Below are 23,727 nucleotides of genomic sequence, written 5' to 3'. Positions count from 1 at the left end.
CGTCAGGGATAGGTAACCCTTACCTGACGCGAAGGCCGCGAGCACCCGCCGAACCGCTCCACGCCCCGCCGCCCGCGCGTCCGCACCCCCACGCGCACCAAGGAGCAGCCTTGAGCACCGCACTCACCGGAGCCCCGCCCGTCCCGCCGCCGGCCGCGGCCGGGCATCCCGGGCCCGACCCGCTGCTGCACCCGGACCCGGCCGTCGCCGCCGAACAGGCCGCCGTGGAAGCCCTGTTGCGGTGCTGGACCCGCGAGACCGGCGCCCGGCCCGGACCGGACGGCCGGCTGCGGATCGCCGTCCTCGGCGGCGCCGCCCGGCTCTCCGCCGCCGTCCGCTACTGGTCGCCCGGCGGCTGGCACCGCTTCGGCCCGGCCGTCCTCGCGGTCGGCGACGCCGCCTCGGGCGGGGCCGTCGACGGTTTCGGGGCCCCCGTCGACGCCGTCACCGCCGCCGCCCTGCTCGCCGCCGCGGCCGCCGAACGGCCCGACCCCGGCCAGGTCGCCGACCTCGCCGCCCGGGTCGCCGACTCGGTCGTGCGCACCGCCGAGATCCTCGCCCACCACCGCACCGCCACCCCGGCCGGCGGCCCCGAACGCTCGCACTTCCTCGCCGCCGAACAGGCCCTGCTGCTCGGCCACCCGCTGCACCCCACCCCGAAGAGCCGCGACGGCCTCGGCCCGGCCCAGAGCGCCGCCTACTCGCCCGAACTGCACGGCGCCTTCCAACTCCACTGGTACGCCGTCGACCGCGCCCTGCTCGCCGCCGGCTCCGCCCTCGCCGAGACCGCCGACCGGCTCACCGCCGACCTGCTCGACGGCGCCCTCACCCTGCCGCCCGGCACCGCCGCCCTGCCGCTGCACCCCTGGCAGGCCCGCGAACTCGCCCACCGTCCGGCCGTCGCCGCCCTGCTCGCGGACGGGCTGCTGCGCGACCTCGGGCCGGCCGGTGAACCCTGGCACCCCACCTCCTCGGTGCGCACCGTCTACCGGCCCGGCACCCCGTGGATGCTCAAGCTCTCGCTCGGCCTGCGGATCACCAACTCCCGCCGGGAGAACCTGCGCAAGGAACTGCACCGCGGCCTGGAGATGCACCGGCTGCTGGAGAGCGGGCTGGCCGCCGAGTGGCGGGCCGCCCACCCCGGCTTCGACATCGTCCGCGACCCGGCCTGGATCGGCGTCGACCACCCCGCCCTCGGCGACCCGGGCGGCCTCGACACCGTGCTGCGCGCCCAGCCCTTCGCCCCCGCCGACCGCGTGCTGTGCGTCGCCGGGCTGGTCGCCGAACAGCCGCGCGGAGCCGGCGACACCGTGCCCTCCCGGCTCGGCGACACCGTCCGGGCGCTCGCCGCCCGCACCGGCCGACCGCTGCGCACCGTCGCCGCCGAATGGTTCCTGCGCTATCTGGACGCCGTTGTGCTGCCCGTCCTCTGGCTGGACGGCCGGGGCGGCATCGCCCTGGAGGCCCACCAGCAGAACAGCCTCGTCCTGCTCGACCGGGACGGCTGGCCCAGTGGCGGCCGCTACCGCGACAACCAGGGCTACTACTACCGGCAGAGCGCCGCCGACCGGCTCACCGCCCGACTGCCCGGGCTCGGCGCCGACAGCGACACCTTCCTGCCCGACCAGGTGATCGACCACCACTTCGCCTACTACCTCGGCATCAACCACGTGCTCGGCCTGATCGGCGCCCTCGGCAGCCAGGGCCTCGCCGACGAGGACGTCCTGCTCGCCGGGCTGCGCCGCTTCCTGGCCGGCCCGCGCGCCGCCGCCACCGGCTCGGCGCTGCCCGCGCTGCTGCTGGACGCGCCCACCCTGCCCTGCAAGGCCAACCTGCTCACCCGGATCAACGGCCTGGACGAACTGGTCGGCCCGGTCGCCACCCAGTCCGTGTACGTGGACATCCCCAACCCGGTGGCGGGCGCCCGATGACGGACGACGTACCGGCGTGGGGCGCCGTCCCCACCCCGGCCGGCGAGTTCCGGCTCAGCCCCGTCCGGCTGCCGGCCGACCTCCCGCTGCTCGCCGGGTGGATGAACGACCCCGAGGTCGACGAGTTCTGGGCGCTCGCCGGGCCGCCCGCCGTCACCGAGCGGCACGTCCGGGCCCAACTCGACGGCGACGGCCGCAGCCTGCCCTGCCTCGGCCTGCTCGACGGCGAGCCGATGAGCTACTGGGAGGTCTACCGCGCCGACCTCGACCCGCTCGCCGCGCACTACCCCGCCCGGCCGCACGACACCGGCCTGCACCTGCTGCTCGGCCCCGCCGCCGCCCGCGGCCGGGGCCTCGGCGCCGTCCTGCTGACCGCCCTCGCCGACCTGGTCCTGCGCCGCCGCCCGGCCTGCGAACGGGTGGTGGCCGAACCGGACGTGCGCAACCGGCGCTCCGTCCGGGCCTTCGAACGGGCCGGATTCCACGTCGCCGCCGAACTCGACCTGCCCGAAAAGCGCGCGGCCCTGATGGTCCGCGCCCGAGCTCTGCCCTTCGCTGAGGACGACCTGTGAACACACCCCCCTACGACCTGCTCGGCGTCGGCATCGGCCCGTTCAACCTCTCGCTCGCCGCGCTCGCCGAGCCCGTACCCGGGCTGCGCACGCTCTTCTGCGAACAGCGCCCGGAGTTCCGCTGGCACCACGGCATGCTCGTCGACGGGGCCCGGATGCAGGTGCCCTTCCTCGCCGACCTGGTCTCCCTGGTCGACCCGACCAACCGGTGGTCCTTCCTCAACTACCTGCGCGAGCAGGACCGGCTGTTCCCGTTCTACTTCGCCGAGCGCTTCCAGCTGCCCCGCCGCGAGTACGACCACTACTGCCGCTGGGCCGCCGAACGGCTGGCCAACTGCCGGTTCGGCACCGAGGTCACCGCGCTGCGCCGGGACGGCGCCCTGTTCCTGGCCGAGCTGACCGACACCGCGACCGGCCGGCAGTCCACCGTCCGGGCCCGCAACCTCGCCCTCGGCGTCGGCACCCGGCCCGTGCTGCCCGAGGCCTTCGCCCGGCTCGACGGCCACCCGGGCGCCTTCCACTCCGCCGACTACCTGGACCGCCGGGCCGAGCTGGCCGGCGCCCGGGACATCACCGTGGTCGGCAGCGGGCAGTCCGGCGCCGAGGTCTTCCTCGACCTGCTCCGCCGCCACGACGGCGACGGCGTGCGCCTGCGCTGGCTCACCAGGACCAGGGCGCTCGCCCCCATGGAGTACTCCAAGCTCGGCCTCGAACACTTCACCCCCGACTACACCCGCTACTTCCACAGCCTGCCCGGGCCCGTCCGGGACACCCTGGTCGCCGCCCAGTGGCAACTGCACAAGGCCGCCAGCGCCGAGACCCTCGCCGACATCCACGACCACCTCTACGAGCGGACCATCGGCCGCCCGATCGACGCCGCCCCGGTCGAGATCACCCCCGGCACCGCCGTCACCGACGCCCGCCCCGGCCCCTGCGGCGGCCTCGAACTGCACTGCCGGCACACCGACTCCGGCGCCGCGCACGTGCTGCGCACCGACGCCGTGGTGCTCGCCACCGGCTACCGGGCCGCCCGCCCGGCCGCGCTCGAACCGCTCGCCGACCTGATCGACTGGGACGACGCCGGGCGCTACCGGGTCGACCTCGACCACCGGGTCGCCACCCGGCCCGAACTCACCGGCGGCCTGTACGTCCAGAACGCCGAACTGCACACCCACGGCGTCGGCACCCCAGACCTCGGGCTCGGCGCCCACCGGGCCGCCGTCATCCTCAACGCCGTCACCGGGCGCACCGTCCACCGGCTGCCCGACCGCACCGCCTGGACCGGCTTCGCACCGCCCCCCGCGGCCCGTCCGCACGCCTCCGTCCCACGACCCCAGGAGCTGACCCGTGCCGCAACAGCCGGCCGCTGAACCGCCGCTCTACCTGCCCCCGCACCTCACCGCCGGGCACTGGCAGCGGGCCGGCCGCGCCCTGCTGGCCAAGATGCTCGGCGAGTTCGCCTACGAGGAACTGCTCACCCCCGACCCCGGCCCGACCGAGGGCGAGTACCGGCTGAAGCTGCCCGGGGCCCGGTACGCGTTCACCGCCCGGCGCGGCGCCTACGGCGGCTGGCAGGTCGACCCGGAGTCCGTCCGCTGCGACCGCCCGGACGGCCTCGACCCGCTGCGCTTCCTCCCGTACGCCCGCACCACCCTCGGCATGGGCGGCGAGACCGCCGGCCACCTGGTCCGCGAACTCGCCGCCACCCTGACCGCCGACGCCCGCCAGCTCGCCACCGCCCTCACCGCCGCCGAACTCGCCGACCTCGACCACCCCGGCATCGAGGGCCGGCAGGACGGCCACCCCTGGATCGTCCCCAACAAGGGCCGGATCGGCTTCTCCGGCAGCGACGCCGCCCGCTGGGCCCCGGAGGCCCGCAGCCCGCGCCCCCTGCCCTGGCTCGCCGTGCACCGCCGGCTCGCCCGGTACCGCGGCGTGCCCGGCCTGGAGCGGCCCGAGCAGCTGTACGCCCGCGAGCTCGACGACGTCGACGCGCTGCGCGCCGCGCTCGGCCCGGACGCCGCCGACTACCTGCTGCTGCCCGTCCACCCCTGGCAGTGGGAACAGACGGTCCTGCCGCTGTTCGCGCCCTGGATCGCCTCCGGCGAGATCGTCCCGCTGCCCACCGACGGCGACCTGCGGCTACCGCAGCAGTCCATCCGCTCCTTCTTCAACACCGACCGCCCCGAGCGCTGCACCGTCAAGCTGCCGCTCTCGATCCTCAACACCCTGGTCTGGCGCGGCCTGCCCACCGAGCGCACGCTCGCCGCACCCGCCGTCACCGCCTGGCTGCACGGGCTGCGCGACGGCGACCCGTTCCTGCGCGACGAGTGCCGGGTGATCCTGCTCGGCGAGATCGCCTCCGTCACCGTCGACCACCCGGTCTACCGGGAGCTGCCCGAGGCGCCCTACCAGTACAAGGAGCTGCTCGGCGCGATCTGGCGCGAACCGCTCGGCCCCCGCCTGGACAGCGGTGAACGCGCCCGCACCCTGGCCGCCCTGCTGCAGACCGGCTCGGACGGGCGGGCGCTCACCGCCGAACTGATCGCCCGCTCCGGCCTCACCGCCGCCGAGTGGACCGGCCGGCTGTTCGCCGCCGTCCTCCCGCCGCTGCTGCACTTCCTCTACCGCTACGGCCTGGTCTTCTCCCCGCACGGCGAGAACGCCATCGTGGTCTTCGACCCGTCCGACGTGCCGGTGCGCCTCGCGGTCAAGGACTTCGTCGACGACGTCAACCTCAGCGACCAGGACCTGCCCGAGCTGCGCGCCCTGCCCGCCGAGGTCGCCGGGGTGCTGCTGCGCGACGACCCGCAGGGGCTCTGCCAGTTCATCCACTCCGGGCTGTTCATCGGCGTCCTCCGCTACCTCGCCCCGCTGCTGGAGGCGCACACCGGGCTGCCGGAGCCGGACTTCTGGGCGCTGCTGAGCGCCGAGATCCGCCGCTACCAGGCCCGCTTCCCCGAGCTGCGCGAGCGCTTCGAGCTGTTCGACCTGTTCCGGCCGCGGATCGACCGGCTCTGCCTCAACCGCAACCGGCTGCTGCTCGACGGCTACCAGGACCGGCCGCACCGCCCGCACGCCGCCCGGCACGGGACGGTGCCGAACGCGCTGGTGGGCGTGGACGTCCGCCGCCCCGCACTTCCGTCGCAACCGGACCGGATTGTCGCCCCCGCGCCGTAGGGTGGGAGAGTCATGACGAACGACTCCGAAACCCAGCTCCCGGCCGATGGCGACGCCACGGCCGAGGAGGCCGCGGCCGTCCCGCGCACGCGCATCCCCGAACTGCTGCACGCCGCGGTCGAGGCCGTCGGCGGGGTGGAGCGCCCCGGCCAGGTCAGGATGGCCGAGGCCGTCGCCGACGCCGTCGACCACGGCGAGCACCTGCTCGTCCAGGCCGGCACCGGCACCGGGAAGTCCCTCGCCTACCTGGTGCCGGCGCTCGCCCACGGAGACCGCGTGGTGGTCGCCACCGCCACCCTGGCGCTGCAACGCCAGCTGGTCGAACGGGACTTGCCGCGCACCGTGGACGCCCTGCACCCGGTGCTGCGCCGCCGCCCGCTGTTCGCGATGCTCAAGGGCCGCTCCAACTACCTGTGCCTGCACCGGGCCAACGAGGGCACCCCGAGCGACGAGGGCGAGGGCCTGTTCGACCCGGTGGACGCGCTCGGCGGGCCCACCGGCAAGCTCGGGCAGGAGGTGCTGCGGCTGCGCGACTGGGCCGACGAGACCGAGACCGGCGACCGGGACGACATGAGCCCCGGCGTCTCGGACAAGGCCTGGGCGCAGCTGTCGGTCAACTCCAAGGAGTGCCTGGGCGCCACCCGCTGCGCGTACGGGCAGGAGTGCTTCGCGGAGAAGGCCCGGGAGCGGGCCAAGCTGGCGGACGTCGTGGTCACCAACCACGCGATGCTGGCGATCGACGCGATCGAGGGCGCGCCGGTGCTCCCCGAGCACGGGCTGCTGATCGTCGACGAGGCGCACGAGCTGGTCAACCGGGTCACCGGCGCGGCCACCGCCGAGCTGACCGTGGGCGCCGTCAACCGGGCCGTGAAGCGGGCCGCGCGGCTGGCCAACGAGAAGGCCGTCGACGCGCTGCAGGCCGCCGCCGAGAACTACCACGGCCTGATGGAGACCGCCCAGCCCGGCCGGGTCGAGGAACTGCCCGAGTACCTGGCGTACGCCGTCACCGCGATCCGGGACGCCTCCCGGCAGGTGATCACCTCGCTCGGCGAGACCCGGGACAAGGGGCTCAGCGACGAGGACGCGGTGCGCAAGCAGGCGATGGCCTCCGCCGAGACGCTGCACGAGACCGCCGAGCGGCTGCTGGAGGACTCCGAGTACGACGTGGTCTGGATCGAGCGCAGCGACCGCTACGGGCTGGGCACCGCCTCGCTGCGGGTCGCCCCGCTGAGCGTGTCCGGGCTGCTGCGCGAGGGCCTGTACAAGGAGCGCTCGGTCGTCCTGACCTCGGCCACCCTCAAGCTCGGCGGGGACTTCAACGGCGTGGCCGGCTCGCTCGGCCTGCCGAAGGAGACCAGGCTGCCGGACGAGCGCACGCCGGGGGACAACCCCGAACCCGGCCTCTCGTCCGGCTCCGAGGAGGAGGCCGTCCCGTACTGGCGGGGGCTCGACGTCGGCTCGCCGTTCAAGTACCCCAAGCAGGGCATCCTGTACGTCGCCAAGCACCTCGCCGACCCCGGGCGCGATCCCGAACGGCCGGACATGCTCGACGAGTTGGCCGAGCTGATCGGCGCGGCCGGCGGGCGCACGCTGGGCCTGTTCTCCTCGATGCGCGGCGCCCAGGCGGCCGCCGAGGCGATGCGGGAGCGGCTGGACCACCGGATCCTGCTCCAGGGGGAGGACACCCTGGGCGAGCTGATCCGGGAGTTCGCCTCGGACGCGACCACCTGCCTGTTCGGCACGCTCTCGCTCTGGCAGGGCGTGGACGTGCCGGGTTCGGCCTGCCAGCTGGTCGTGATGGACCGCATCCCCTTCCCGCGGCCGGACGACCCGCTGATGAGCGCCCGGCAGAAGGACGTCGAACAGCACGGCGGGAACGGCTTCATGGCCGTCGCGGCGACGCACGCGGCGCTGCTGATGGCGCAGGGCGCGGGCCGGCTGGTGCGCGCGGCGGACGACCGGGGCGTGGTGGCGGTGCTGGATCCGCGGGTGGAGACCAAGCGGTACGGGAGCTTCTTCCGGTCCTCGATGCCGGAGTTCTGGTACACCACGGACCGCAACCAGGTGCGCCGCTCGCTGGCGGCGATCGACGCCTCGGCGGCGCCGGTGCGGCCGGTGGCGAAGCGGGGCTGACCGCCCGCCTTCCCGGGCCCGCCTTCCCGGACACGCCGGAGGGGCTCCCCGCTGACGCGGTGGAGCCCCTTCCCGGTTCCTCGGTGTCCGGGAGCGTGTCAGAGGCGGCGCAGGACGGCGACGACCTTGCCCAGGATGGTCGCGTTGTCGCCGTTGATCGGCTCGTACGCCGGGTTGTGCGGCATCAGCCAGATCCGGCCGTCCTCGCGCTTGAGGCGCTTCACGGTGGCCTCGCCGTCGATCATCGCGGCCACGATGTCGCCGTTCTCGGCGACCGGCTGGCGGCGCACGGTGACCCAGTCGCCGTCGCAGATGGCCGCCTCGATCATCGAGTCGCCGCGCACGGTGAGCGCGAACAGCTCGCCCTCGCCGACCAGTTGGCGCGGCAGCGGGAAGACGTCCTCGACCGTCTGCTCGGCGAGGATCGGCCCGCCGGCGGCGATCCGGCCGACCAGCGGCACGTAGGAGGTGGAGGGCCGGCCGGCCGTCTCGGCGGTGTTCGGGCGGGCCACCTCGACGCCGCGGACCTCGTAGGCGCGCGGGCGGTGCGGGTCCCGGCGCAGGAAGCCCTTGCGCTCCAGGGCCATCAGCTGGTGGGCGACCGAGGAGGTGCTGGACAGGCCCACGGCCTGGCCGATCTCGCGCATGGACGGCGGGTAGCCCCGGCGCTGGACGGAATCCCGGATGACCTCGATCACCCGGCGCTGGCGCTCGGTGAGGCCGGCCTCGTCGGTGCGGATCCCGGGGGGACGGCCGGGCAGCGCGCGGGCCGGGGAGGGATGGGTCTCGTCCATCGCGGCGGAGTGCTCGATCGGCTGGTCGGGGACGCGGCCGGCGCCGGAGAGGGCCGCGCCGGTCAGGCGGTGGTCTTCACTACGGTCCATGCTGATGTCGACACCCTGCTGATTCGTGGTGCGCTGCCCCACCTTGAACTGGGAGTGTTCCTGCACCGGGATGGTGTTGCTTTCGATCGTGTTCACGGCGGCCCCTCTCGACGGCTGTCCTCTCCTTTTTCCAGCCCAACGCACCTCCTATCGAAAGGTTGCGCCAAACACACGTTCGAGTGAATTATTCGGGAGTTGGCTGACTCGATCAAGGCTTTGTTGTACATCGATTAAATGTTCGACTCGAACGCGACTCCGGAAGTCTAATCGGCGCCGACACGCCAGGGGTGTCGCTTCCCCCGCAGACCTAGATGTAGTGGCTACTCTCCTCTCCGTGCCCAGTACTAGTGGTCACGGCGCATGATCAGCTTGCCGATGCCCCGGGCACATCGCATAGACTCGACCGGTCCGCACGTCCTGCCAGGGAGGGATCTCTCAGGTGCACTGCCCCTTCTGCCGGCACTCCGACAGCCGCGTTGTCGACAGCCGGACCACCGAGGACGGCAGCTCGATCCGACGCCGCCGGCAGTGCCCGGACTGCGGCCGACGCTTCACCACCGTGGAGACCGCCGCGCTGATGGTCATCAAGCGCAGCGGGGTCACCGAGCCGTTCTCCCGGCAGAAGGTCATCACCGGCGTCCGCAAGGCCTGCCAGGGCCGCCCGGTCACCGAGGACGCCCTCGCGCAGCTCGGCCAGCGGGTCGAGGAGTGCGTGCGCGCCAGCGGCAACGCCGAACTGACCACCCACGACGTCGGACTGGCCATACTCGGCCCGCTCAAGGACCTGGACGTGGTCGCCTACCTGCGCTTCGCCAGCGTCTACCAGGCGTACGACGGGCTGGAGGACTTCGAGGCCGCCATCGCGGAGCTCCGCGCCGAGCGGCCCCTCGTCGAGGCGGACGAGACCTGCGTGTCCGTTCCCGCCGCCGCGCCCTAGGAGGCGTGCACCGGGCCCCTCGCGGGCCCTTCCGCACCACCATCGGCCCCGCGGGGCCCCCGTGCGTCCGAAAACGGGGCGCGAAACACTACAAACCGTGCGTAGCGGGCGAGGTCTCCGCCTGCCCGCACACCGGAAGAACGAACCAGCGGTGCCCGGATTTTTCGGGGCACTTCGGGCGTTTGCCCAGGAGGAGGAGCGAGAAGTGACAGACACCACGAGCGGTTCCGCACGCGGGTCGAAGTCCGAGAAGGCCGCGGCGAAGGGCGCCAAGGCGGCCCCGAAGGGCGGTCTCCGGATGGAGCGCATCCACACCACTCCTGGCGTGCACCCGTACGACGCGGTCAGCTGGGAGCGGCGCGACGTCGTCATGACCAACTGGCGTGACGGGTCGATCAACTTCGAGCAGCGCGGCGTCGAGTTCCCCGACTTCTGGTCGGTCAACGCCGTCAACATCGTCACGTCCAAGTACTTCCGCGGCGCGGTCGGCACCCCGCAGCGCGAGTGGAGCCTCAAGCAGATCATCGACCGCGTGGTGCTCACCTACCGCGCCGCCGGCGAGAAGCACGGCTACTTCGCGTCCAAGGACGACGCCGAGATCTTCGAGCACGAGCTGACGCACGCCCTCCTCCACCAGGTGTTCAGCTTCAACTCGCCGGTCTGGTTCAACGTCGGCACCAAGCAGCCCCAGCAGGTCAGCGCCTGCTTCATCCTGTCCGTCGACGACTCCATGGAGTCGATCCTCGACTGGTACAAGGAAGAGGGCATGATCTTCAAGGGCGGCTCCGGCGCCGGCCTCAACCTCTCCCGCATCCGCTCCTCCAAGGAGCTGCTGTCCTCCGGCGGCAACGCCTCCGGCCCGGTCTCCTTCATGCGCGGCGCCGACGCCTCCGCCGGCACCATCAAGTCCGGCGGCGCCACCCGCCGGGCCGCCAAGATGGTCGTGCTCGACGTCGACCACCCGGACGTCGAGGCCTTCATCGAGACCAAGGTGAAGGAGGAGGAGAAGATCCGCGCCCTGCGCGACGCGGGCTTCGACATGGACCTCGGCGGCGACGACATCACGTCCGTCCAGTACCAGAACGCCAACAACTCCGTCCGCGTCAGCGACGAATTCATGACCGCCGTCGAGAACGGCACCGAATTCGGCCTGCGCGCCCGGATGACCGGCGAGGTCATCGAGACCGTCGACGCGAAGAAGCTCTTCCGCAAGATGGCCGAGGCCGCCTGGGCCTGCGCCGACCCCGGCATCCAGTACGACTCCACGATCAACCACTGGCACACCTGCCCGGAGTCGGGCCGGATCAACGCCTCCAACCCCTGCTCCGAGTACATGCACCTGGACAACTCCAGCTGCAACCTCGCCTCGCTCAACCTGATGAAGTTCCTGCGCGAGGACGACTCGTTCGACGCCGAGCGCTTCGCCAAGGTCGTCGAGCTGGTCATCACCGCGATGGACATCTCCATCTGCTTCGCCGACTTCCCGACCGAGAAGATCGGCGAGACCACCCGCGCCTTCCGCCAGCTCGGCATCGGCTACGCCAACCTCGGCGCCCTGCTGATGGCCACCGGCCACGCCTACGACAGCGAGGGCGGCCGCGCCCTGGCCGGCGCCATCACCTCGCTGATGACCGGCACCGCCTACCGCCGCGGCGCCGAGCTCGCCGGCGTCGTCGGCCCGTACGACGGCTACGCCCGCAACGCGGCCGCGCACCGGCAGGTCATGAAGCAGCACGCGGACGCCTCGCTGGACGCCGTCTCCTTCGACGACCTGGACGCCCCGGTCTGGCTCGCGGCCAACAAGACCTGGCAGGACGTCGTGCGCCTCGGCGCGGAGAACGGCTTCCGCAACGCCCAGGCCTCGGTCCTCGCCCCGACCGGCACCATCGGCCTGATGATGGACTGCGACACCACCGGCGTCGAGCCCGACCTCGCCCTGGTCAAGTTCAAGAAGCTCGTCGGCGGCGGCTCGATGCAGATCGTCAACGGCACCGTCCCGCGCGCCCTCAAGCGCCTCGGCTACCAGGACGAGCAGATCGAGGCGGTCGTCGCCCACATCGCCGAGCACGGCAACGTGGTGGACGCGCCCGGGCTCAAGGCCGAGCACTACGAGGTGTTCGACTGCGCGATGGGCGAGCGCTCCATCTCGCCGATGGGGCACGTGCGCATGATGTCCGCGATCCAGCCGTGGATCTCGGGCGCCATCTCCAAGACGGTCAACATGCCCTCCAGCGCGACGGTCGAGGACGTCGAGGAGATCTACTTCGAGGCCTGGAAGATGGGCGTCAAGGCGCTCGCCATCTACCGCGAAAACTCGAAGGTCGGCCAGCCGCTGTCGGCCAAGAAGAAGGACTCCGAGGCCAAGGCCGAGGAGACCGCGGCCGCCCCGGTGGCCACGGTCGAGAAGGTCGTCGAGTACCGCCCGGTCCGCAAGCGCCTGCCCAAGGGCCGTCCCGGCATCACCACGTCCTTCACGGTCGGCGGCGCCGAGGGCTACATGACGGCCAACTCCTACCCGGACGACGGCCTCGGCGAGGTCTTCCTGAAGATGTCCAAGCAGGGTTCGACCCTCGCGGGCATGATGGACGCCTTCTCCATCGCCGTCTCGGTCGGCCTGCAGTACGGCGTGCCGCTGGAGACCTACGTCTCGAAGTTCACCAACATGCGCTTCGAGCCGGCCGGTCTGACCGACGACCCGGACGTGCGGATGGCGCAGTCGATCGTCGACTACATCTTCCGCCGCCTGGCGCTGGACTTCCTGCCGTTCGAGACCCGCTCCGCGCTCGGCATCCACTCCGTCGAGGAGCGCACGCGCCACCTGGAGACCGGCTCGTACGAGCCGCTGGAGGCCGAGGAGCTGGACACCGAGTCGCTGGCCCAGTCCGCCCCGGTGGCGGCCAAGCCCGTCGCCCCGGCCGCCGTCGAGGCGCCCAAGGCGGCCCCGAAGCAGGCCCACAACTCCACGGAGCTGATGGAGATCCAGCTCGGCCTCAACGCCGACGCGCCGCTCTGCTTCTCCTGCGGCACCAAGATGCGCCGCGCCGGCTCCTGCTACCTCTGCGAGGGCTGCGGCTCCACCAGCGGCTGCAGCTGATCGCACGCCGACCCCGGGTGTTCACCTGCTGAGGTGAACCCCTGAAGCGGGGCGAGGACTTCACGGTCCTCGCCCCGCTTTTCCGCGTTCCCGGAGAGGCCGATGTCACGGTCGGGGCCGCTGGTCGGTCAGGACGGGTGAAGGCATTTCCCGAGAGGAGTGGTGCGGTGACGGGCACGGTGCTGGTGACCGGGGCGACGGGGACGCTGGGCCGGGAGGTGGTGCGGCTGCTGGTGGAGCGCGGGCTCGCGGTGCGGGGCCTGAGCCGGCGGGCGCGCGCCGGGGGCGACGGGGTCGAGTGGGCGGTCGGGGACCTGGTGACGGGGGCCGGGGTCGCCGAGGCGCTGGCCGGGGTGGAGACGGTGGTGGACTGCGCGACCACCCAGGGGACGAAGGACGTCGAGGGCGTCCGGCGCCTGGTGAGGGCGGCCCGGGAGGCCGGGGTGCGGCACCTGGTCTACGTGTCGATCGTCGGGATCGACCGGGTGCCGCTCGCGTACTACCGGACGAAGCTCGCCTGCGAGCGGGTGGTGCGGGAATCCGGGCTGGGGTGGACGGTGCTGCGGGCGACGCAGTTCCACGACCTGTTGCTGAAGGTGTTCGCGGTCAGCGCGAAGCTCCCGGTGTTCCCGGTGCTCAGCGGCGTGCGGATCCAGCCGGTGGACGTGCGGGAGGTGGCCGCGGCGGTCGCGGCGCTGGTGGGGGAGGAGCCGGCCGGGTTCGCGCCGGAGGTGGGCGGGCCGCGGGCGCGGCCGTACCGGGAGCTGGCCGAGGCGTACCTGCGGGCGGCGGGCCGGCGGCGGGTGCGGGTGCCGCTGCGGCTGCCGGGGGCGGTCGGGCGCGGGCTGCGGGCCGGCGGGCTGACGGCGCCGGAGCGTGCGGTGGGGGTGGGGAGCTTCGAGGAGGCGTTGGCGGAGCGGTTCGATCGCTGAGGGTCGTCGCAGGTGACGCCCCGTGTGCGGGGCCGGCCCTGGCCTGAACGCGGGAGCCCGGAAGGGGGGAGGAGGTCGCTGTGCGGTGGAGTCGGTGTGAATGAAGGAGATTGACCGTCAACTGGCGGCTTGAGGGCAATGTCTGAATCGATATGATCGGCCGAAAGCGTGAACCGATCAGCCGCCCGGAAACGTTTCGCGACGCCGCCGGGCGGTCTCGTATGCGCCCGCCCAGCTGTCGGCGGCGGCACGGTCGCCGCCCGCCGCCCGCGCCGCCGCCCGCCGACGTTGCCGAGGACCGCACCGATGAGAGAAGCCACCAGCCCAGACGGTCGGCCGCAGCGACGGCCCGCACCGCGCACCGCCGCCGTCACGGCGGCCGCCGTCCTGCTGGCGCTGGTCGCCGCGCCGGTCGGGATCGGCCGGGCCCTGAACGCGCACCAGCCGCTCACCGGCGTCGCGGTGGCCGCCGTCGCGGTGCTCTGGCTGATCGCGGTCGGCCTCGCGGCGACCGGCGCCGAGCGCTCCCGCCGACTGGCCGGGGAGCTCGCCGCCCAGCAGGAGGCGACCCGGGCCGCGCTGGCCGCGGCCGACGCCGCCCGGCAGGCCGAGCGGGCCGCCGCCGAGCGCACGGCCGCCGCGCTGACCGAACGGGACGCCGCGCGCGCCGAGCTGGACCGGGTACGGGCCGAGTCCGCGGCCGCGCGCGCCGGCTTCGACGCCGAGCGCGCCGGGTTCGAGGCCGAACGGGCGGCGGCCGAGGACTTCCGGGCGCGGGTCGAGGCCGAGCGCGCCGAGCTGGACCGGATCGCCGAGGGCGTGCTGCCCGAGGTGGTGAAGAAGCTCCGCGGGGGCGCGACCGTGGACAGCGCGCTGGCGTCCCAGCGCAAGCACCCCCAGTACGCGCTGCTGCGCGCGGTCGGCGAGGAGGTCGGCCGGGGCGAGCGCCTGCGGGCCGCCGCGCTCGCGGTGTGCGCGACCGCCGCCGGGCGGGTGCAGGCGCTGGCCACGAGCATGCACGCCGAGCTGCGCGAGATGCAGCACCGGCACGACGAGGAGGTCCTCGGCGACCTGCTGCGGCTGGACCACTCGACCGCCCAGGCGGGCCGGATGGCGGACAGCATCGCGGTGCTCACCGGCGCCCGCTCGGGCCGCCGCTGGGCCAAGCCGATCGCCGTCGAATCAGTGCTGCGCGGCGCGCTCGGCCGGATCGGCGCCTACCAGCGGGTGCGGCTGCACAACGCCAGCACCGCCGCGGTCGCCGGGTTCGCCGCCGAGGGCGTGATGCACGCGCTGGCCGAACTGCTGGACAACGCCACCAACTTCTCCGCCCCGCCGGCCGAGGTGCACGTCTACGTCGAGGAGGTGCCGGCCGGGCTGGCGGTCACCGTCGAGGACAGCGGGCTGGGCCTGAGCGAGAGTTGGCTGCGCCGGGCCGAACAGGCCGTCTCCGCCGAGCCGCTGGACCTCGCCACGCTCTCCGCCGGGACGCGGCTGGGCCTCGCGGTGGTCGGCGTGCTGGCGCGCAAGCACGGGCTGCAGGTCTCCTTCCGGCCGTCCGCGCGCGGCGGCACGGGGGTGGTGATGCTGATCCCGCAGCAGCTGATCACCCACCTGACCCAGGCGCCCGCCACGGCCCCCGCGCCGGTCGTCGAATCCGCGCGCCCCGCGCTCACCCCCGCCCGCCCGGCGCCCACCCCGCTGCCGGCCGCCCCCACCCCGCTGCCGGGCTTCCCCACGCCGGCCGCCACGCCCGCCACACCCGCCGCGGCCGTACCGGCGCCCGCCGTACCGGCACCCGCCGCGCCCGCGCCCGCGCCCGCCGTGCCCGCGCAGGGCGTGCCCACCCGGGTGACCGACAGCGGCCTGCCGCAGCGCCGTCGCGGCCAGACCCTGAGCGCCACCACCGCACGCGCGGCGACCCCGGCCGTCAAGCCCGTACGGACCGGCCCGGCGGGCGCCGCCGCCCGGTTCGGCGCGTTCCGCAAGGCGGCCCTGCCGGCCGCACCCGCCGTGGCCCCGACCGCGGACCCCGACACCACGCCCGACGCCTCCCCCGTCACCGAGAAGGATTCCGAATGAGCAGCGCCACCGACCGTGACCTCGACTGGCTGTTGGAGAACCTGCTGGCGGCGACGCCCGGTGCCCGGCACGCCCTGGTGCTCTCCGCGGACGGCCTCAAGCTGTGCCACACCGCCGGGCTGAGCGCCGACCAGGCCGACCAGCTGGCCGCGATCGCCTCCGGCCTGCAGAGCCTGGCGCACGGCGCCTCGATCGAGTTCGGCGACGGCAGCGGCGGCGTGCGGCAGTCGATGACCGAGTTCCACGGCGGCATCCTGTGCATCGTGGCGGCCGGCGAGGGGGCGCACCTGGCCGTGGTCACGGACGACGAGGCGGACGTGGGCGTGGTCGGCCACAACATGCACGGCCTGATCGAGCAGATCGGCGTCCACCTGAGCGCGCCCGCCCGAGCTGCGGAGGCGGCGGACGGCGCCGCGCGAGAGAGCGCCGGGATATGACGGCCGGGTCGGTGCTGCCGGGCCGTGACGACGACCCGGACCGTCTCTACACCATCACCGGCGGCCGCAGCCGCTCGCCGGAGAACGCCTTCGACCTGGTCACCCTGATCGTCGCGGAGCGGCGGCCGGCGGCCGGGATGCAGTCCGAGCACGTCCGGATCCTGCGGATGTGCGAGGCCCCGACCGCCGTCGTGGAGGTGGCGGCGGAGCTGTCGCTGCCCATCTCGGTGGTGAAGATCCTGCTCGGCGACCTGCTGGAGTCCGGGGCGGTCACCGCCCGGCACCCCAGGTTCGCGCCGAACAAGGCCCGGCTGCCCGACCTCGACACGCTGAAGCAGGTGCTGCATGGCCTCCAACGGCTCTGACCCCCGGCCCGCGGCGCGCACCCCGCTGCGGGCGACGGCCGACAACGCGCTGAAGATCGTCGTGGTCGGCGGTTTCGGCGTGGGCAAGACCACGCTGGTCGGTTCGGTCAGCGAGATCCGCCCGCTGAACACCGAGGAGGTGATGACCCGGGCGGGGGAGGGCATCGACCCGGCCGGCCTGCACGGCAAGCGCTCCACCACGGTCGCCTTCGACTTCGGCCGGATCACGCTCTCCGAGCGCCAGGTGCTGTACCTGTTCGGCGCGCCCGGGCAGGAACGCTTCTGGTTCCTCTGGGACCGCCTGTTCAGCGGCGCCCTCGGCGCCGTCGTCCTGGTGGACACCCGGCGGCTGGAGGACTCCTGGTACGCGATCGACCGGCTGGAGCACCACGGCACCCCGTTCATCGTGGCCCGCAACAACTTCGGCGAGCCGACCCACACGCTGGAGCAGGTCCGTGAGGCGCTGGATCTGTCGCCCGAGGTCCCGCTGGTGGACTGCGACGCCCGCGACCGCGACTCCGGCAAGCGGGTCCTGATCCACCTGGTCCACCACCTGGCCGCGCTCGCCGGGGCCGACGAGGCCGCCCTGGCCGCGCCGGAGCCGGTCGTCCCGGAGCCGGTCGTCCCGGAGCCGGTCGTCCCGGAATCGGCCGTCCTGACGCCGGCCGCCTCCGCCGGGGCACCCGACGCGATCTACGAGGAGAGCACCCCGTGACCGAGCCCGCCGCCACCCCGCCGCCGGGCTGCCCGGCGCACGCCGGCGCCACGCCGCTGTACGGGCCGCGCTTCCAGACCGACCCGGCCCAGCTCTACCGCGAGCTGCGCGCCGCGCACGGCCCGGTCGCCCCGATCGAGCTGGCCGGCGGCGTGCCCGCCTGGCTGGTGATCGGCTACCGCGAGCTGCAGCTGGTCACCGGCCAGCCGCAGCTGTTCGGCCGCGACTCCAGCCGCTGGCGCCTGTGGGAGTCGATCCCCGCCGACTGGCCGCTGAAGCCGATGATGGCCCCGGTGCCGTCGATGCTCTACACCGAGGGCGAGGAGCACGTCCGCCGCTCCCGGGCGGTCACCGACGCGCTGGCCGGCATCGACGCCTACGAGCTGCGCAAGCACGGCGAGGAGATCGCGGACCGGCTGATCGACGGCTTCGCCGGGCGCGGCGAGGCCGACCTGGTCGCCGAGTACGCCCACCTGATGCCGCTGCTGGTGCTGTGCCGGGTGTTCGGGCTGGACGAGGAGCGGGCGCCCGAGCTGGTCGACGCGGTGCTCACCATGCTGGACGGCGGAGCGGGCGCGCCGGCCGCCGCCCAGCGGCTGCTGGAGCTGATGCTCGAAGTGGTCCGGACGAAGGCCGAGTTCCCGGGGGAGGACGTGGCCTCGCGGATGCTGGCCCACCCGGCGGGCCTGGACCACGAGGAGGTCATGCGCGACCTGCGGGTGCTGCTGATCTCCGGCCACCAGCCGAGCTCGTACTGGATCTCCAACGCGCTGCGGCTGATGCTCACCGACGAGCGCTTCTCCGCCTCGCTGGCCGGCGGCCGGCGCAGCATCGGCCAGGCGCTCAACGAGGTGCTCTGGGAGGACACGCCGGTCCAGATCTTCGCCGGCCGCTGGGCCACCCAGGACACCCAGCTCGGCGGCCAGCGGATCGCCGCCGGGGACATGCTCCTGCTCGGCTACGCGGGGGCGAACGGGGACCCGCTGGTGCGGCAGGCCGACGGCCGCCCCGCCGAGGGCAACCGGGCGCACATGAGCTACTCGTACGGCGATCACGGTTGCCCGTACCCGGCGCAGGAGGCGGCCGAGGTGATCGCCACCACCGCGATCGAGGTGCTGCTGGACCGGCTTCCGGACCTGCGGCTGGCGGTGGCCGAGCACGCGCTCGTGTGGCGGCCGTCGGCCTGGGTGCGCGGGCTGGTCGCGCTGCCGGTCGCGTTCACCCCGGGCCAGTAGCTCCGCCGGGCCGGTACCGCCCGGCCGGTGGCGTCGGCCCCGCTCCGCCCGGCCGTGAGCGCCTGATCGTGAGCGCCTGATCGTCAACACTGTTCGAGTTCGCACGTTCGAAAGAGAGTCACCGATGACCGCCGCCCCGGCCCCGATCGCCCTGGATCCGCTGGCCCGCGACAACGCCGCCGAGGGCGCCCTGCTGCGGGCCGCCGGCCCGGCGGTGCCGGTGGTGCTGCCCGGTGGGGTGGCCGCCTGGGCGGTGACGCGGCACGCGGCCGCCCGCGACCTGCTCACCGACGCCCGGCTGGTGAAGGACGCCCGGCACTGGGCGGCCTACCAGCGCGGCGAGGTGTCGCGGACCTGGCCGCTGATCGGGCTCGCGGTGCCCGGCCCGAGCATGGTCACCACGGACGGCGCCGAGCACCGGCGGCTGCGGGCGCTGGTGGCCCAGGCGTTCACCCCGCGCCGGGTCGAGCTGATGCGCCCGCGCGTCGAGGAGGTCACCCGCGCGCTGCTGGACGGCCTGGCGGCCGGGGAGTCGGTGGTCGACCTCAAGAACGCCTTCGCCTTCCCGCTGCCGATGACGGTGATCTGCTCGCTGCTGGGCGTGCCGGAGTCGGACCACGGCACGCTGCGCGACCTGTACGAGCGGTTCTTCGGCATCAAGCCGAACCCGGAGGGCATCCAGGCGACCGTCGCCGGGCTGAACGCCTTCGTCAACAACCTGGTGGCGCAGCGCCGTTCGGCTCCCGGCGAGGACCTGGCGAGCGCGCTGCTGGCGGCCGACGCCGAGGGCGGGGCGCTGACCGACGCGGAGGCGGCGGCCACCCTGCGGGTGATCATCGCCGCCGGCCACGAGACCACGGTGAACCTGATCGGCAACGCCGTCCGGGCGCTGCTGGCGCACCCGGACCAGCTGGCGCTGGTGCGTTCGGGGCAGGTGTCCTGGGACGCGGTGGTGGAGGAGTCGCTCCGGTGGACGCCGCCGACCAGCAACTTCCTGTTCCGCTTCGCGGCCGAGGACATCCCGGTCGGCGAGGTGGTGATCCCGGCGGGCGAGCCGGTGCTGGTCTCGTACAACGCGATCGGCCGGGACCCGCTGCAGCACGGCGTGACCGCCGAGCTGTTCGACGTCACCCGGGATCCGATCCGCCACCTGTCCTTCGGCCACGGCCCGCACGTCTGCCCGGGCTCGCCGCTGGCCCGGCTGGAGGCGGGGGTGGCGCTGCCGGCGCTGTTCGAGCGCTTCCCCGAGCTGTCCCTGGCGGTGCCGGACGGCGAGCTGCGGCCGAGTCCGTCGATGGTGGTGAACAGCCTGCTGGAGCTGCCCGTCCGGCTGTACTGAGCCGTCCGTACCGAATCTTCCGAGCCGTCGCCGGCTCGGCGGCCCCGCCCGGTTCCGGGTGGGGCCGTTGGTGTGTTCGGGGGTTTCCGGCGGTCACGGTCCGGGCACCGGTGGATGAAGGTCGACCACGGACCTCGACGGCGGCCGAGGGCTGGGCTACCGTCGTCGAATCGGTTCGGCCGCCGCTCGCCCGCGATCCCCGTACGCCCATCTTCCGTACAGCGCAATGTCGTTCAGTCCACAGCCGGCAGCACGCCCTGGCGAGGAGGACCGCGTTGACCCTCAACCCGACCGCGCCGCACCCGAGTTCCCGCCGCCGCAGGGTCGCCGTGCCCGCCCTGCTGGCGGCACTGGCCCTGACCGCGGCCTGCTCCAACAGTTCCGACAGCTCCGGCGGCGGTGGCGGCGCCGCCGCGACGCTGACCGGCGACTGCGCCAAGTACCAGCCGTACGCCGGGCATTCGGGCACCACGGTGACGATGTTCGCCTCCATCCTCAGCCCGGAGTCGGACCACCTGGAGAAGTCCTGGGCCGAGTTCGCCAAGTGCACCGGGATCAGGATCAGCTACGAGGGGTCGAACGACTTCGAGTCCCAGCTGCCGGTCCGGGTGGCCGGCGGCAACACGCCGGACTTCGCGATCATCCCGCAGCCGGGCCTGCTGGCGCAGATGGTGAAGAGCGGCAAGGTGGTGAAGCCGCCGGACGGGACCGTCGCCAACCAGGACAAGTGGAGCCCGGTCTGGAAGACGTACGGCTCCGTCAACGGCACCTTCTACGCGGCGCCGATGAGCGCCAACATGAAGTCGCTGGTCTGGTACTCGCCGAGGGCGTTCAAGGCGGCCGGCTACGAGGTGCCGAAGACCTGGGCCGACCTGACGGCGCTCAGCGACCGGATCGCCAAGGCGGGCGGCGCCAAGCCGTGGTGCGGCGGCATCGCCTCCGGCACCGCCACCGGCTGGCCGGCCACCGACTGGCTGGAGGAGGTGGTGCTGGGCACGTACGGCGGTGAGGTGTACGACCAGTGGGTCGGCCACCAGGTGAAGTTCTCCGACCCGAAGATCACCACGGCGATGAAGACCGTCGCCGACTGGATGCAGAACCCGGCGTGGGTCAACGGCGGCTACGGCGACGTGAAGTCGATCGCCACCACCACCTTCCAGGACGCGGGCGCCCCGGTCCTCACCGGCAAGTGCGCGATGCTCCAGCAGGCGTCCTTCTACGAGGCGCAGTGGCCCAAGGGGACCAAGGTCGGCCCGGACGGCGACGTGTTCGCCTTCCACCTGCCCGCGGTGAACCCGTCGATCCCCAACCCGGTCGAGGGCGGCGGCGAGTTCCTGGCCGCCTTCTCCAGCCGGCCCGAGGTGCAGGCGGTGCAGAACTACCTGTCCAGCGCGGACTGGGCGAGCAGCCGGGTGAAGACCGCCACCGGCTGGGTCTCGGCCAACCAGGGCGTGGACAAGAGCCTGTACACCGACCCGATCGACCAGCTCTCGGCCGCGGCGCTCACCGACCCGGCCGCGACCTTCCGCTTCGACGGCTCCGACCTGATGCCGGCCGCGGTCGGCGCGGGGCAGGAGTGGAAGTCGCTGACCGCCTGGTTCGCCGAGGGGCAGTCGATCCAGAAGACCGCCGCCGACATCGACGCCGCCTGGCCGCAGTAGCCGGCCGGGCGGGATGCCGCCGGGCCCGCGGGTCCGGCGGCGCCACGACCACCTGCCGAGGGCGGTGCGGGGCCACCCACCCGCACCGCCCGCCCCTCCTCCCCCGACTCGAACGCGAAGGGGCGCACCGCCATGCCCGTACCCGGTTCACCGCCTCCCACCGCCGCGCTCGCCACCGGCGCCTGGGGTGACGCGGCGGTCAAGTTCGGCAACACCGTCGGCGCCGTCGCGGGTTTCCTCGGCATCCTGCTGGTGGTGTTCTTCGTCGCCGGCCGGGCCCGCGGCCGGCTGGCCCGTCCGCTCGCGGTGCTGGTGTTCCTCGGCCCGGCCGTGCTGCTCCTGCTGGTCGGCGTGGTGGTGCCGCTGATCCGGACGCTCTACCTCAGCCTGCACAACGACGACGGCTCCCGGTTCGTCGGCGGCGAGAACTTCGGCTGGGCCTTCACCACCGAGTCGGTGCGGAAGGTGCTGCTCACCACCCTGGAGTGGCTGGTGGTCGTGCCGCTGGTCGCCACCGGCCTGGGCCTGGCGCTGGCGCTGCTGATGGACCGGATGCGCGGCCAGGCGGTGTACAAGGCGCTGATCTTCATGCCGATGGCGATCTCGCTGGTCGGCGCCTCGATCATCTTCAAGTTCGTCTACGAGTGGCTCGGGCCGGGGCAGCGGCAGATCGGCCTGCTCAGCCAGCTCGCCGCGGCCGTGGGCTGGGACGACCCGCCGAACTGGATGCTGTCGCAGCCGCTGAACACCTTCCTGCTGATGGCGGTGATGGTCTGGGTGCAGACCGGCTTCGCCCTGGTGGTGCTGTCGGCGGCGGTCAAGGCGATCCCGTCCGAGGTGGTGGAGGCGGCGCGGCTGGACGGCGCGAGCGGGCTGCGGCTGTTCTGGTACGTCACCGTGCCGATGATCCGCACCACCGTGATCGTCGTGCTGACCACCGTCATGATCATCACCCTGAAGGCCTTCGACATCGTCCGGACCATGACCGGCGGCAACTTCGGCACCCAGGTCCTCGCCAACGAGATGTACTCGCAGTCCTTCGTGCAGTTCAACGACGGGCGGGGCAGCGCCCTCGCGGTGCTGCTCTTCCTCGCGGTGCTGCCGCTGGTGGCCTACAACATCGTCCAGCTGCGGAAGGAGCGTGAGGTGCGGTGAACACGCCTCAGGTGACCCGGGAAGACGCGCCCCGGGAGGCCGCGCCCCGGGTGCGCGCGCCCCGGGGGGCGAGCTCGGTGCGGAAGGCCTTCAGCAGTCCGCTGGCCTCGGCGTTCGTGATCGCGGTGACGGTGCTCTGGACGATCCCGACGGTCGGCCTGCTGGTGACCTCGCTGCGCCCCAAGCAGGACGTGACGGCGGACGGCTGGTGGAACGCCTTCCTGCACCCGGACTTCGGCCTCGGCAACTACCACACGGTGCTGTTCGAGGGCGGCTCCGGCGTCTCCACCGGGCTGATGCCCTACCTGGTGAACTCGCTGGCGATCGCCGTCCCCGCGACGGTGTTCCCGCTGGCGCTGGCGGCGATGGCCGCGTACGCGCTGGCCTGGGTGCGGTTCCGGGGCAGCGACGCGGTGTTCCTCACCGTGTTCGCGCTGCAGGTGGTGCCGCTGCAGATGGCGCTGATCCCGCTGCTGCGGCTGTTCTCCGGCGGGGCGCACCTGGGCTCGCTGACGCTGGTCCCGGCGGTGGACCTGAAGGGCAGCTACGCCCCGGTCTGGCTGGCGCACACCATGTTCGCGCTGCCGCTGGCGGTGTTCCTGCTGCACAACTTCATCGCCCAGCTGCCGCGCGACCTGATGGAGTCGGCGGTGGTGGACGGCGCCTCGCACTTCCGGATCTTCCGCTCGATCGTGCTGCCGCTGTGCACGCCGGCGCTGGCCTCGTTCGCGATCTTCCAGTTCCTGTGGGTCTGGAACGACCTGCTGATCGCGCTGACGTTCGCGGGCGGCACCCCGGAGGTGGCGCCGATGACGGTCCGGCTGGCCCAGCTGTCCGGGTCCTTCGGCGGGCGGTGGGAGCTGCTGACGGCCGGGGCGTTCCTGTCGATCGTGGTGCCGCTGGTCGTGTTCTTCAGCCTGCAGCGGTACTTCGTGCGCGGGCTGCTGGCCGGCTCGGTGAAGGGCTGACGGACGGCGGGGGTGGGGTGGGGAGCCGGGGTGGGGCGCGGCGTGGGGGCGTGCACGTCGTACGGCCGGCCGGGGAGGGCGCTGCTCCCCGCCCGGCCGTACGCGTG

18 protein-coding genes are annotated in these 23,727 nt (G+C 73.5%); 17 read left to right on the top strand and 1 reads right to left on the bottom strand.

Translation table 11 applies throughout. The features are described from left to right. Window positions 1–23: 23 nt before the first annotated feature. The 5 genes from VM95_RS44485 to VM95_RS19000 are packed head-to-tail and all read left to right on the top strand — an operon-like array spanning window position 24 to window position 7,816. Window positions 24–1,931 carry an IucA/IucC family protein gene (locus VM95_RS44485; RefSeq protein ID WP_425265328.1) on the top strand — a complete coding sequence of 636 codons (1,908 nt, stop codon included), beginning with the start codon at window positions 24–26 and terminating at the stop codon, window positions 1,929–1,931. After that, entirely contained in the window at window positions 1,820–2,503 is a 684-nt protein-coding gene (locus VM95_RS44480) for a GNAT family N-acetyltransferase (protein WP_045698434.1), read from the top strand. Before VM95_RS44485 ends, VM95_RS44480 begins: the two co-directional genes overlap by 112 nt. Then, the gene (locus tag VM95_RS19010; protein WP_045698359.1) at window positions 2,500–3,873 is read left to right on the top strand and encodes a lysine N(6)-hydroxylase/L-ornithine N(5)-oxygenase family protein; all 1,374 of its coding nucleotides are present in this window, start codon (window positions 2,500–2,502) and stop codon (window positions 3,871–3,873) included. Before VM95_RS44480 ends, VM95_RS19010 begins: the two co-directional genes overlap by 4 nt. Next, window positions 3,851–5,683, top strand: coding sequence for an IucA/IucC family protein (locus VM95_RS19005; protein ID WP_045698356.1), 1,833 nt, complete (start codon window positions 3,851–3,853; stop codon window positions 5,681–5,683). Before VM95_RS19010 ends, VM95_RS19005 begins: the two co-directional genes overlap by 23 nt. A 12-nt stretch (window positions 5,684–5,695) precedes the next feature. Continuing rightward, a complete protein-coding gene (locus VM95_RS19000) occupies window positions 5,696–7,816 on the top strand; it encodes an ATP-dependent DNA helicase (RefSeq protein WP_078860148.1) in 2,121 nt (706 codons plus the stop codon). 98 nt (window positions 7,817–7,914) lie between these two features. On the opposite strand, the gene lexA is transcribed toward VM95_RS19000, so the two are convergent. Next, the gene (lexA, locus tag VM95_RS18995) at window positions 7,915–8,610 is read right to left on the bottom strand and encodes a transcriptional repressor LexA (protein WP_208615482.1); all 696 of its coding nucleotides are present in this window, start codon (window positions 8,608–8,610) and stop codon (window positions 7,915–7,917) included. 529 nt (window positions 8,611–9,139) lie between these two features. Between lexA and nrdR the strand changes: the two genes are divergently transcribed. The 12 genes from nrdR (at window position 9,140) to VM95_RS18935 (ending at window position 23,620) form a co-directional block, all read left to right on the top strand. Next, entirely contained in the window at window positions 9,140–9,637 is a 498-nt protein-coding gene (gene nrdR / locus VM95_RS18990) for a transcriptional regulator NrdR (RefSeq protein ID WP_045698354.1), read from the top strand. A 205-nt stretch (window positions 9,638–9,842) separates the two neighbouring features. Next, window positions 9,843–12,731, top strand: coding sequence for a vitamin B12-dependent ribonucleotide reductase (locus VM95_RS18985; protein WP_045698352.1), 2,889 nt, complete (start codon window positions 9,843–9,845; stop codon window positions 12,729–12,731). Between the two features lie 167 nt (window positions 12,732–12,898). After that, entirely contained in the window at window positions 12,899–13,663 is a 765-nt protein-coding gene (locus tag VM95_RS18980; RefSeq protein ID WP_045698351.1) for an SDR family oxidoreductase, read from the top strand. 306 nt (window positions 13,664–13,969) lie between these two features. Continuing rightward, the gene (locus VM95_RS18975; protein ID WP_052707444.1) at window positions 13,970–15,745 is read left to right on the top strand and encodes a sensor histidine kinase; all 1,776 of its coding nucleotides are present in this window, start codon (window positions 13,970–13,972) and stop codon (window positions 15,743–15,745) included. Continuing rightward, window positions 15,742–16,182, top strand: coding sequence for a roadblock/LC7 domain-containing protein (locus VM95_RS18970; protein ID WP_045698350.1), 441 nt, complete (start codon window positions 15,742–15,744; stop codon window positions 16,180–16,182). The genes VM95_RS18975 and VM95_RS18970 overlap by 4 nt, the downstream gene beginning before the upstream one ends. Further along, complete coding sequence (locus VM95_RS18965) at window positions 16,179–16,547, top strand: DUF742 domain-containing protein (RefSeq protein WP_045698347.1); 369 nt, start codon at window positions 16,179–16,181, stop codon at window positions 16,545–16,547. Before VM95_RS18970 ends, VM95_RS18965 begins: the two co-directional genes overlap by 4 nt. After that, window positions 16,528–17,262, top strand: a complete 735-nt coding sequence (locus tag VM95_RS18960) for a GTP-binding protein (protein ID WP_045698345.1) — start codon at window positions 16,528–16,530, stop codon at window positions 17,260–17,262. Before VM95_RS18965 ends, VM95_RS18960 begins: the two co-directional genes overlap by 20 nt. Continuing rightward, window positions 17,259–18,497, top strand: coding sequence for a cytochrome P450 (locus VM95_RS18955; RefSeq protein WP_045698343.1), 1,239 nt, complete (start codon window positions 17,259–17,261; stop codon window positions 18,495–18,497). Before VM95_RS18960 ends, VM95_RS18955 begins: the two co-directional genes overlap by 4 nt. 124 nt (window positions 18,498–18,621) lie before the next feature. Next, window positions 18,622–19,836, top strand: a complete 1,215-nt coding sequence (locus VM95_RS18950) for a cytochrome P450 family protein (protein ID WP_045698341.1) — start codon at window positions 18,622–18,624, stop codon at window positions 19,834–19,836. A 275-nt stretch (window positions 19,837–20,111) separates the two neighbouring features. Continuing rightward, entirely contained in the window at window positions 20,112–21,497 is a 1,386-nt protein-coding gene (locus tag VM95_RS18945; RefSeq protein ID WP_045698339.1) for an ABC transporter substrate-binding protein, read from the top strand. A gap of 132 nt (window positions 21,498–21,629) precedes the next feature. Continuing rightward, on the top strand, window positions 21,630–22,652 hold the full coding sequence (locus VM95_RS18940; protein ID WP_045698338.1) for a carbohydrate ABC transporter permease: 1,023 nt from the start codon (window positions 21,630–21,632) through the stop codon (window positions 22,650–22,652). After that, complete coding sequence (locus VM95_RS18935; protein ID WP_244178844.1) at window positions 22,649–23,620, top strand: carbohydrate ABC transporter permease; 972 nt, start codon at window positions 22,649–22,651, stop codon at window positions 23,618–23,620. The genes VM95_RS18940 and VM95_RS18935 overlap by 4 nt, the downstream gene beginning before the upstream one ends. Window positions 23,621–23,727: the final 107 nt, after the last annotated feature.

Source organism: Streptomyces rubellomurinus (assembly GCF_000961885.1).
Lineage (GTDB): Bacteria > Actinomycetota > Actinomycetes > Streptomycetales > Streptomycetaceae > Kitasatospora > Kitasatospora rubellomurina.
Note: the sequence above shows the minus strand (reverse complement) of the source record. Positions and strands in the feature narration are given on the sequence as shown.